This window comes from Stenotrophomonas sp. SPM (genome assembly GCF_003105135.1).
In the GTDB taxonomy this organism is placed as follows: domain Bacteria; phylum Pseudomonadota; class Gammaproteobacteria; order Xanthomonadales; family Xanthomonadaceae; genus Stenotrophomonas.
On sequence record NZ_QETL01000040.1, the window covers coordinates 22,818 to 32,880 of the forward strand.

General features: G+C 68.2%; 7 protein-coding genes and 1 pseudogene. 2 read left to right on the forward strand and 6 right to left on the reverse strand.

What is annotated here, in order from left to right:
• The first annotated feature begins 16 nt into the window (after window positions 1-16).
• Window positions 17-2,305: an Orn/Lys/Arg decarboxylase N-terminal domain-containing protein gene (locus DCO49_RS10615; RefSeq protein ID WP_116864001.1), complete on the forward strand. Its 2,289-nt coding sequence runs from the start codon at window positions 17-19 to the stop codon at window positions 2,303-2,305.
• Between the two features lie 62 nt (window positions 2,306-2,367).
• Here the strand turns inward: DCO49_RS10615 and DCO49_RS10620 are convergent, their stop codons facing one another.
• Genes DCO49_RS10620 through DCO49_RS10630 form a run of 3 tightly spaced genes read right to left on the reverse strand, consistent with a single transcriptional unit; the run spans window position 2,368 to window position 4,075 of the window.
• The gene (locus DCO49_RS10620) at window positions 2,368-2,592 is read right to left on the reverse strand and encodes a hypothetical protein (protein WP_116864002.1); all 225 of its coding nucleotides are present in this window, start codon (window positions 2,590-2,592) and stop codon (window positions 2,368-2,370) included.
• On the reverse strand, window positions 2,592-3,305 hold the full coding sequence (locus DCO49_RS10625) for a glutamine amidotransferase (protein WP_116864003.1): 714 nt from the start codon (window positions 3,303-3,305) through the stop codon (window positions 2,592-2,594). Before DCO49_RS10625 ends, DCO49_RS10620 begins: the two co-directional genes overlap by 1 nt.
• Window positions 3,302-4,075, reverse strand: a complete 774-nt coding sequence (locus DCO49_RS10630; protein WP_116864004.1) for a YggS family pyridoxal phosphate-dependent enzyme — start codon at window positions 4,073-4,075, stop codon at window positions 3,302-3,304. Before DCO49_RS10630 ends, DCO49_RS10625 begins: the two co-directional genes overlap by 4 nt.
• Window positions 4,076-4,150: 75 nt before the next feature.
• On the opposite strand from DCO49_RS10630, the gene ptsJ reads away from it, so the two are divergent.
• Window positions 4,151-5,437 (forward strand): transcriptional regulator PtsJ, encoded by a 1,287-nt coding sequence (gene ptsJ, locus DCO49_RS10635; protein ID WP_116864005.1) that lies wholly within the window; start codon window positions 4,151-4,153, stop codon window positions 5,435-5,437.
• Between the two features lie 34 nt (window positions 5,438-5,471).
• Here ptsJ and DCO49_RS10640 read toward each other — a convergent pair whose 3' ends face one another.
• The 3 genes and pseudogenes from DCO49_RS10640 to DCO49_RS10650 all read right to left on the reverse strand — a co-directional run.
• Window positions 5,472-5,978 (reverse strand): hypothetical protein, encoded by a 507-nt coding sequence (locus DCO49_RS10640; protein WP_116864006.1) that lies wholly within the window; start codon window positions 5,976-5,978, stop codon window positions 5,472-5,474.
• Window positions 5,979-6,043: 65 nt separating this feature from the next.
• A complete protein-coding gene (locus DCO49_RS10645; protein WP_116864007.1) occupies window positions 6,044-9,154 on the reverse strand; it encodes an error-prone DNA polymerase in 3,111 nt (1,036 codons plus the stop codon).
• A 6-nt stretch (window positions 9,155-9,160) separates the two neighbouring features.
• Window positions 9,161-10,063, reverse strand: a pseudogene (locus DCO49_RS10650) (DNA polymerase Y family protein); the annotation flags it as partial.

Consider the following 10,063-nt stretch of genomic DNA (forward strand, 5'->3'; position numbering starts at 1 on the left):
GACAAGGAGAATCAACGTGTACTTCAAGTCTCTGGATTACCCGGTCATTGTCATCGACAACGACTACGAGTCGCCGCGCATCGGCGGCATCCTGATCCGCGCGCTGGTGGAGGAGCTGCGTGGCAACGACCAGCGCGTGCTGTGCGGGTTGAACCTGGATGATGCGCGTGCCGGTGCACGGACCTACGTGGCCGCCTCGGCGGTGCTGATCTCCATCGATGGCAGCGAGGAAGTGGACGGCGAGTTCCAGCGCCTCACCGCGTTCCTGCGCGAACAGAGCGCGCGCCGCGCCAACCTGCCGGTGTTCCTGTACGGCGAGCGGCGCACCATCGAGAAGGTGCCGAGCAAGCTGCTCAAGCACATCCATGGCTTCATCTTCCTGTTCGAGGATACCAAGAGCTTCATCGCGCGGCAGGTGATACGCGCGGCCGAAGACTACATGAAAAACCTGCTGCCGCCGTTCTTCAAGGCGCTGATCCACCACGCCGCCGAATCAAACTATTCCTGGCATACACCGGGCCATGCCGGTGGCGTGGCCTTCACCAAATCGCCAGTGGGGCGCGCCTTCCACCAGTTCTACGGCGAGAACACCCTGCGCAGCGACCTGTCGATCTCGGTGCCTGAACTGGGCTCGCTGCTCGACCATACGGGCCCGATCAAGGATGCCGAGGAAGAGGCCGCGCGCAACTTCGGTGCCGACCACACCTTCTTCGTCACCAACGGTACCTCGACCGCCAACAAGATCGTCTGGCACGGTACGGTGGCCCGCGGTGACGTGGTCTTCGTCGACCGCAACTGCCACAAATCGCTGCTGCATGCGCTGATCATGACCGGTGCGGTGCCGGTGTACTTCACCCCCAGCCGCAACGCCCACGGCATCATCGGCCCGATCAGCCTGGACCAGTTCACCCCCGAATCACTGCAGCAGCGCATCGCCGCCAATCCCTTGGCAAGCCAAGCCTATAGTGCCGGGTCAAAGCCGCGCATCGCGGTGGTCACCAACTCAACCTACGACGGCCTGTGCTACAACGCCGAGAAGATCGCCGACGAGATCGGCAGTGCGGTGGATTTCCTGCACTTCGATGAGGCCTGGTACGCCTACGCGGCGTTCCATCCGTTCTACGAAAACCATTACGGCATGGCCAAGGGCAAGCCGCGCGAGCAGGACGCGATCATCTTCACCACCCATTCGACCCACAAGCTGCTGGCCGCGTTCTCGCAGGCGTCGATGATCCATGTACGCAACTCGGCGCAGCGCAACCTGGACGCCGAGCGTTTCAACGAGTCGTTCATGATGCACACCTCGACCAGCCCGCATTACGGGGTGATCGCGGCCTGCGACGTGGCGTCGAAGATGATGGAGGGCGATGCCGGCCGTTCGCTGGTGCAGGAGATGCATGACGAGGCGATCGCCTTCCGTCGCGCGATGCTGCATGTGCGCGACGACCTCGGGCGCGAGGACTGGTGGTTCAGTGTTTGGCAACCCACCCAGGTCGAGCGGAGCCTGGACAAGGGCGATACGCCGGCGCCAATGGTGGCCAAGCGCGAGGAGTGGTACCTGCAGCCCGATGGCCACTGGCATGGTTTCGAGAACCTGGTCGACGACTACGTGCTGATCGACCCGATCAAGGTCACCCTGCTCACCCCGGGCCTTTCGATGGACGGCAGCATGGGCAGGCTGGGCATTCCGGCGGCGGTGCTGAGCAAGTTCCTGTGGAGCCGTGGCATCACCGTGGAGAAGACCAACCTCTATTCGGTACTGTTCCTGTTCTCGATGGGCATCACCAAGGGCAAGTGGAGCACCCTGGTGACCGAGCTGATGGCATTCAAGGAACTGTATGACCGCAATGCGCCGCTGAGCCAGGCGCTGCCGACGCTGGCTGCCGACTATCCGGTTGCCTACGCCGGCTGGGGCCTGCGTGACCTGTGCGATGCGCTGCACGCGTTCAATCAGGAATTCGCGGTGGCCAAGGTGATGCGCGAGATGTACGTGGATCTGCCGACGCCGGTGATGACCCCGGCCGATGCCTACAACCATCTGGTGAAGGGCGAGATCGAGCGGGTCGACATCGAGCAGATCAGCGGCCGCATTGCCGCCACGATGCTGGTGCCGTACCCGCCGGGCATCCCGACCATCATGCCGGGTGAGCGTTTCGGTGCCAGCGATGAGCCGATCATCCAGTCGCTGCGGATCGCCCGTGAGCAGAATGCGCGTTTCCCAGGCTTCGAATCGGACGTGCACGGGTTGATCATCGAACACGACGGCGATGGCGTGTCGTACCGGGTGGAGGTGCTGAAGGCCTGACCCGGGGGGTAGAGTCGAGCCATGCTCGACTCTACAGCTGCGGTGAGAGCAGTCGTCCGGTTTCAGAGGGGCTTGTACTGGATCTGCGCTGCCAGTATGCGCAGGCCGTCGGCACCGCTGGAGAGGATGCGTTCCTCGCCCACGCCCTTCAGGCGCTGCAGCTGGAAGCCGTCTTCGACGGGCAGGCGCGCGGCGAGGGCGTCCAGATGCTGCAGGGCGCCCGGGCCCTCGCAGTCGAACTGCCCCCAGTACTTGCCGTGGCGATGGATGGTCAGGCGGTAATGCATCACGGGTTCTCCGGCAGGTGCTGCAGCCACTGCGCGAACATGGCGTTGGCTGCAGCGGCCAGCGGCGCGCCGTAGCGACGGGCCTGCGCACGCAGGTCGTTGGGGTCGATGCCGGCCTGGGCCAGCTCCAGGGTGTGGCCGATCAGCCAGCGCTCGAACGGGTGTGCATCCAGTTCCGGATGGCATTGCAGGGCGAGGGCATGGTGGCCGACAGCGAAGGCCTGGTGGCGGCAGGCCGGCGTGCTGGCCAGGCGCTGCGCACCGTCGGGCAGTTCGAAGGCTTCGCCATGCCAGTGCAGCACCGGGATGCCCTGTAGGGCCTGCAACGGGGAGCGCTGGCCATCTTCGGTGAGCAGCAGCGGCGCGAACCCGATTTCCTTGCCACCACTGGCCGCGACCGTGGCGCCCAGCGCGCGCGCCATCAGCTGCGCGCCCAGGCAGATCCCCAGTGTCGGCCGCTGCTGCTGCAGGCGGTGGTGCAGCAGGGCGATGCTGTCGGCCAGGAACGGATAGAGCGTTGTGTCATTGACGCTGATCGGGCCGCCCAGGACCACCAGCAGGTCGGCCGCTTCGGCGTGCGCGAGCGGATCGACGCCGGCCTGCAGGACCTGTACGGTCCAGCCCTGTGCAAGCAGCAGGGGGTGCAGCGTGCCCAGGTCTTCGAAGGCAACGTGCTGCAGCACCACGGCGTGCTTGCGGGCAGCGGCCGTCATGCCGGTTCCCCGGCGCTGGGCCAGTAGAAGCTGTCCGGCGTCGCGCGCGCGCCGAAGATGGCCTGGCCGATGCGGACCACGGTGGCACCTTCTTCGATGGCGACCTCGAAATCGCCGGACATGCCCATCGACAGTTCTGGCAGGTCGATGCCCGCCGGTGCGGCGCGCTGCAGCTGGTCGCGCAGTTCGCGCAGGCGCACGAAGCAGGCGCGTACGCGTTCGACGTCGGGGGTGAAGATCGCCAGGGTCATCAGCCCGCGCACGCGCAGGCGGTCGAAGGCGGGAAGCTGCTGCACGAAGGCAGTGACGGCGTCCGGTTCCAGGCCGTACTTGCTGGGTTCGGCCGAGGTGTTGACCTGTACGAACACGTCCAGCGTGCGGTCTTCCAGCTGCAGCCGCTGCTGCAGGGCGCCGGCCACGCGCAGGCTGTCCAGGGCCTGGAATTCGCGGGCGAAGCGGGCGACATGGCGGGCCTTGTTGGTCTGCAGGTGGCCGATGACCGACCAGTGCACCCCGAGGTCAGCCGTGGCTTCGGCCTTGCGCTGGGCTTCCTGCACTTTGTTCTCGCCCAGCTCGTGGCAACCGGCGGCCACAGCCATGCGGATGCGCGCCTCGTCGACGGTCTTGCTGACCGGCAGCAGGCGCACGCTGGCTGGGTCGCGGCCGGCGCGCATGCAGGCATCGGCGATGCGCTGGCGCACGGTGACCAGGTTGGCAGCGATCTGTTCGACGGACTGGGCGACGGGCCAGTCGGCGGCGGCTAGGGGCATGGGGGACCTCCGGTGCGGGGCGGCCAGGGTGGGATACACTGGCACAGGACAAGTATTAGTTTGGCATAGGACAAAATGAAAATCACCGGGCGCAGTGCCGAGGCCATTTTCGACAGCATTCGTGAGGGTATCGGCAATGGCCAGCTGGCCGCGGGCAGCGTGCTGCCGCCGGTGCGGGAGCTGGCCGAGCGGCTGGGGGTGAACAGGAATACCGTGGCGGCCGCCTACAAGCGCCTGGACGGTGCCGGCCTGGCCAGCACCGGCGGCCGCCGGGGCACGGTGGTGCGTGGGCCGGCACAGGCCATGGCCCGCGAGGGAAGTGCGCCGGGGCTGGCCCTGCACGACCTGGCCGGTGGCAACCCGGATCCGCGACTTCTTCCCACGCTGCGCGTTCAGGCCGCGTCCCCGCGGCTCTACGGGGCGGAGACGGTGGATGTGCGCATGCAGCGGCTGGCGCGCGCCTCGCTGGATCCGCATTGCCCGGCCGGCTATGCGCTGGAACTGACCCATGGGGCGGTGGATGGCATCGAGCGCCTGCTGGCGGCGTGGCTGCTGCCGGGTGACCGCATCGCGATCGAGGATCCGTGCTTCCTTGGCAGCCTGAACGTGCTGGCCGCGGGCGGGCATGCGGTGCTGCCGGTGGCGGTGGATGCGCATGGCATGCAGGTGGAGGCGCTGCGTGCGGCGCTGGAGGCCGGTGCGCGGGCGGTGCTGCTGACCCCGCGTGCGCACAATCCCACCGGCGCCAGCCTGGATGCGAAGCGGGCGCGGGCGCTGCGGCAGCTGCTGGCCGGTTACCCGCAGGTGGCCGTGTTGATCGACGATCACTACGCGCTGCTTTCGCAGCAGCCCTACCATTCGGTGCTGCCGGACGATGGCCGGCGCTGGGCGCTGCTGCGTTCGCTGTCCAAGGCGCTGGGGCCTGACGTGCGGCTGGCGTGGCTGGGCTGCGATGCTGCCACTGCCAGCGTACTGCGCCTGCGTCTGGCGGCCGGCACCGGCTGGGTCAGCCACCTGCTGCAGGATGCGGCCAGTGCGGTGCTTGAATCGGCGCCGCAGCGGGCGAAGATCACCGCCGCGGCTGAGCGCTACCAGCAGCGCCTGCAGTGGTTGCAGGAACTGCTGCGCGCCCGTGGGCTGCCGACGCCGCTGTCGATGGAGGGCTTGAACCTGTGGCTGCCTCTGCCGGGTGACAGTCGCGCGCAGGTGCTGGCGCTGGCGGCGCGCGGCTGGCATGTGCGTGGTGGTGAGGTGTTTGCGGTGGCCGCACCGGCGCATGGGCTGCGCATTACCTGTGCGGCGTTGTCGACGGCGCAGTTGCGGCAGTTGGCCGATGACCTGGTGGCGGTGTGCGGTGTGTAGCGTCGAGCTAGCTCGACTCTACAAGGGTGAGCGCTCAGGGCGCGGCGTTGGCGCCAGGTCGCACGTAGTAGGTCTGGCCGGTGTCATCCAGGAACACCAGTTCCGGCTTGCCCTGCCATGAGGTGAGCATGGCGCCGGTGTTGTTCTGGTGCCGCACCATCAGGCTGGCGCCGCGATCGGGGTTGGCTACGACCTTGAACACTTCGGTGGTGCCACTGGCATCGTCCAGGGTGAGCAGGGCTTCGCCACCGCGGTCGCTGGTGCCGTAGCCCCCGCGTTCGGAGCCATCGGGGCCGAGCAGGATCATGCCCGACAGTGCAGTGGCGCGCGGGCCCTGCGGTTTGCCCTTGCTGAGCGGATCGGGCACGGGGGCGCCGAGGATGACGCGGGCCTGGCCCTTGTCATCGTGGATGACCAGGCCGCGGGCTTCGATCACCCGTTGCGGTGATTGGCTGTTGTGCAGGTTCCAGGCGGTCCAGCCGGAAACGAGCAGGGCGAGGGTCGACACCCCCAGGGTGGTCAGCATCAGTGCGCGGGCCATCGTTCGTCCTTCCTTGGATGTGCCGACGATAGCGGATGCAAAAGCGGATGGGTAGGGCCGCGCGGTCAATGGAAATCGCGGCTGTGGCTGCGCAGGCCCTGCAGCAGTTCATCCAGGCACAGCATGCGCTGCACGATCACATGCTGCACGCCGTCTACGCGTTCCAGGCGACCGTCGATCTGCATCAGCTGGGTATCGACCAGCACGCGGTGCTGGCGATCGGCGACGTGCCGCCAGACCACGGCATTGACCATGCCGGTCTCGTCTTCCAGGGTGAGGAAGGTGACGCCGCTGGCGGTCTGCGGGCGCTGGCGCATGCGTACCAGGCCGGCGATGCGCACGCGGCGTCCATGGCCGTGGCCTGCCAGCTGCGCGGCGTCGAGGCAGCCACGGCTGCGCAGCTGCGCGCGCAGGAAACTGATCGGATGGCGGCCGAGCGTGGTGCCGGTGCTGCGGTAATCGGCCTGCATGTCCTCCCACGCGCTGGGCAGGGGCAGGGCCACGCGGGCCTCGGTGGTGGCGCGGGCCTGGTCGAACAGCGGCAGCCGGTTTTCCACGCCGGAAATATCCCAGCGCGCACGATGGCGGTGGCCGCTCAGCCCACGCAGCGCACCGGCATCGGCCAACAGGCCCTGCTGGCGCCGGTCCAGCCCGGTGCGCTGGCAGAGATCGCCGACATCATCGAACGGGCGGCGCGCGCGTTCGCGCATCAGTGCCTGCACTGCCGTTTCGCTGCAGCCATCGATCAGGCGCAGGCCGAGCCGGATCGCCGCTGCCCCCTTGCTGAAATCCAGGCTGCAGTCCCAGTCGCTGTGGCGCACATCCACCGGCAATACCGTGATGCCATGACGGCGCGCATCCTGCAGCAGCTGGTCGGGGCTGTAGAAACCCAGCGGCTGGCTGTTGATCAGGCTGGCGGTGAACGCGGCCGGGTAATGGCACTTCAGCCAGCAGCTGGCATAGGTGAGCAGGGCGAAGCTGGCCGCATGGCTCTCGGGGAAGCCATAGCTGCCGAAGCCCTTGATCTGCTCGAACAGGCGTTCGCCGAACTCCAGGCTGTAGCCGCGGTCGAGCATGCCGGTCAACAGCTTTTCGCGATGCGGCTCCAGCCCGCCGTGGCGCTTCCACGCGGCCATCGAGCGACGCAGTGCATCGGCTTCGCCGGCACTGTAGCCGGCGGCATCCACCGCCAGCTGCATCACCTGCTCCTGGAACAGCGGCACGCCCAGGGTGCGCGCGAACACGCGCTCCAGCTGGGGTGGATAGAGCGGGTTGTCCGGATCGTTCAGTGCCTCGGGGCCCTGTTCGCGCAGGATCCTCCGCCGCTCCAGGTAGGGGTGCACCATGTCGCCCTGGATCGGCCCCGGGCGCACGATCGCCACTTCGATCACCAGGTCGTAGAAGGTGCGCGGCTGCATGCGTGGCAGCATCGCCATCTGCGCGCGCGATTCGATCTGGAACACGCCGATGGTTTCGGCGGCGCAGATCATGTCGTAGGTCGGGCCATCCTCGTCTGGAATCGCATCCATGCGCCCTTCGTGCAGGCCGTGCTGCTGCAGCATGGCCAGGCACTTGCGGATGGCGGTGAGCATGCCCAGCGCCAGGCAGTCGACCTTCATCAGGCCGGTGGCGTCGAGGTCGTCCTTGTCCCACTGGATGACGGTGCGCCCGGCCATGGCCGCGTTCTCCACCGGTACCAGGGTGGACAGCGGGTGTTCGGAAATGACGAAACCACCCGGGTGCTGCGACAGGTGTCGGGGGAAATCGATCAGCTCTCCGGTGAGTGACAGCAGGCGCCGCATCAGCGGCGTGTCCGGATCGAAGCCGCGTTCGCGCAGGGTGTCCGGCAGCGGGATGTTGCCGCCCCAGTGGTCCATTGCTGCACCCAACTCATTCACCTGGTCCATCGGCAGGCCGAGCGCGCGGGCAACATCACGGATCGCGCTGCGGCCGCGGTAGCTGATCGCCACGGCGGTGAGCGCGGCGCGCTCGCGGCCATAGCGGTTGAACACGTACTGCAGCACTTCCTCGCGGCGCTCGTGCTCGAAATCGATGTCGATGTCCGGTGGCTCGTCGCGCTCATCGGAAATGAAACGTTCGAACAGCAGGTTGCTGCGCGCCGGGTCGATCTCGGTGACGCCGAGCACGAAGCACACCGCCGAATTGGCCGCCGAGCCACGCCCCTGGCAGAGGATCTGCTGGCTGCGGGCGAAGCGCACGATGTCCTGCACGGTGAGGAAGTAGGAGGCGTAGTTCTTCTTGGCGATCAACGCCAGCTCGTGTTCGATCTGCGCGCGCTGCGCCGGCTGGATGCCTCTGGGCCAGCGCTCGGGAATGCCTTCTTCCACCAGTGCGCGCAGCCAGCTGTCAGGCGTCTGCCCGTCGGGCACCAGCTCGCGTGGGTAGGTGTACTGCAGCTGGTCCAGTGTGAAGTGGCAGCGCTCGGCGATGCGCAGGGTCTCGGCCAGCAGCTCGGGGGGATACAGCTGGGCCAGCGCGCTGCGCGGGCGCAGGTGGCGTTCGCCGTTGGGAAACAGCCGCCAGCCGGCTTCGGCCACGCTGCAGCGGTGGCGGATCGCGGTAAGCGTGTCCTGCAGGGCGCGACGGCGGCGCACATGCATGTGCACGTCACCGCTGGCCACCAGCGGCAGAGCATGGCGTTCGCCGAAGGCCTGCAGCTGCTGCAGACGGCGCACGTCGTCGTGTTCGTGGTGCAGTTCCACCGCCAGCCACAGGCGGTCGTCGAAGGCGCTGCGCAGCAGCGGCAGGTGGCTGGCATCGGGCTGGCGGTCCAGCCACAGGCACAGCAGGCCCTCGGCCAGGCCGTGCAGATCCTCGCGCAGGCAGCGGTATTCGCCCTTGCCCGCGCGCCGCCGGCAGGTGGTGATCAGCTGGCACAGGCCGGCATAGGCCTCCTGGTCGGTGCACAGCAGGGCGATCTTCGGCCCATCCTCGATCTGGAATTCGGCACCGATGAGCAGCGCCACGCCGTGCGTCTTCGCTGCCTGCCAGGCACGCACGATGCCGGCCAGCGAACACTCATCGGTGATCGCCAGGGCGCGGTAGCCCTGGCCGGCGGCACGCGCGAACAGCTCATCGGCGGTGGACGCGCCGCGCTGGAAGCTGAAGGCCGACAGGCAATGCAGTTCGGCATAGGCAGGGAAGGCGGCGGCCATGGTGGTTCAACCGAACCAGCCGTGCAGCATCCACGGCGCATGTGGATCGTTGCGCGGACGGAAGGCCCAGCCGCGCTGGCCGTGCGCGGTTTCCACCACGTAGTAATCGCGGCGCGCGTCGGCCTGGTCCCACCAGCCCGATTCGATCCGCTCCGGCCCGGCGACGATGCGCAGGCGCGGGTCACGCAGCGGCTGTGGCGCGTCCAGCAGCCAGCCGGGGCGCAGCGGCCAGTACGCAGGGGGCTTGGCCGCCGGCTGGGTGCCGCTGGCACATTCGGGGCGATGGTCGGCCTGCACCGCCAGCGGCTGCACGGCGTCATCGCCGAGGCGTGCGCGCAGGCGCTCGCGCAGCTGGGTCCACGGCATCGCCTGTGCCGGGCGGGTGTCGAACAGATCGCGCGCGGCCGGCACGAACGGTGGCAGGTGTTCAGCCTGCAGGCGCAGCGCCCGGCTGCCGGCGGGCAGGGCGAAGGCTTCCATGCGGTTGCGGGCGATCTCGAACAGCAGCGCGGCATCGCGCTCGGGGGCCAGCAGGCCGATGGTCAGCACGCTGGCCGGCAGCAGGTCGTGTTCGAAATACAGGTCGAAGCGCTGCACGCCGCCATCGCGCGAACAGAGGAAGGCGGCCAGGTCCAGCAGCAGGCGGCGCAGCGGGAACAGCAACGCCTGGCTGGATTCGATCTCGTACTCGAATTCGATGCGCGCATCGAAGCGGTCCGGGGGCTGGTAATAGCGCAGTGGCGGTGCCGGCAGGCCACGCAGCGCGTCCAGCTGCTGCAGCACATCGGGGGCGAAGCGCCGGGCCAGGCTGTCGCGCGGCAGGTCGAGCGCGGCGCCCAGCGTGCGCAGGCCGGAGCGGCCGAGCACGGTGACCGCTTCGGCGGGCAGGCCGCAGCGCGACAGGGGCAG

What these genes read in the sequence shown, in the direction of transcription:
- DCO49_RS10645 (WP_116864007.1), bottom strand. Translation starts at nt 9,154, where the DNA reads ATGGCCGCCGCCTTCCCTGCCTATGCCGAACTGCATTGCCTGTCGGCC.
- DCO49_RS10640 (WP_116864006.1), bottom strand. Translation starts at nt 5,978, where the DNA reads ATGGCCCGCGCACTGATGCTGACCACCCTGGGGGTGTCGACCCTCGCC.
- DCO49_RS10625 (WP_116864003.1), bottom strand. Translation starts at nt 3,305, where the DNA reads ATGACGGCCGCTGCCCGCAAGCACGCCGTGGTGCTGCAGCACGTTGCC.
- ptsJ (WP_116864005.1), top strand. Translation starts at nt 4,151, where the DNA reads ATGAAAATCACCGGGCGCAGTGCCGAGGCCATTTTCGACAGCATTCGT.
- DCO49_RS10620 (WP_116864002.1), bottom strand. Translation starts at nt 2,592, where the DNA reads ATGCATTACCGCCTGACCATCCATCGCCACGGCAAGTACTGGGGGCAG.
- DCO49_RS10630 (WP_116864004.1), bottom strand. Translation starts at nt 4,075, where the DNA reads ATGCCCCTAGCCGCCGCCGACTGGCCCGTCGCCCAGTCCGTCGAACAG.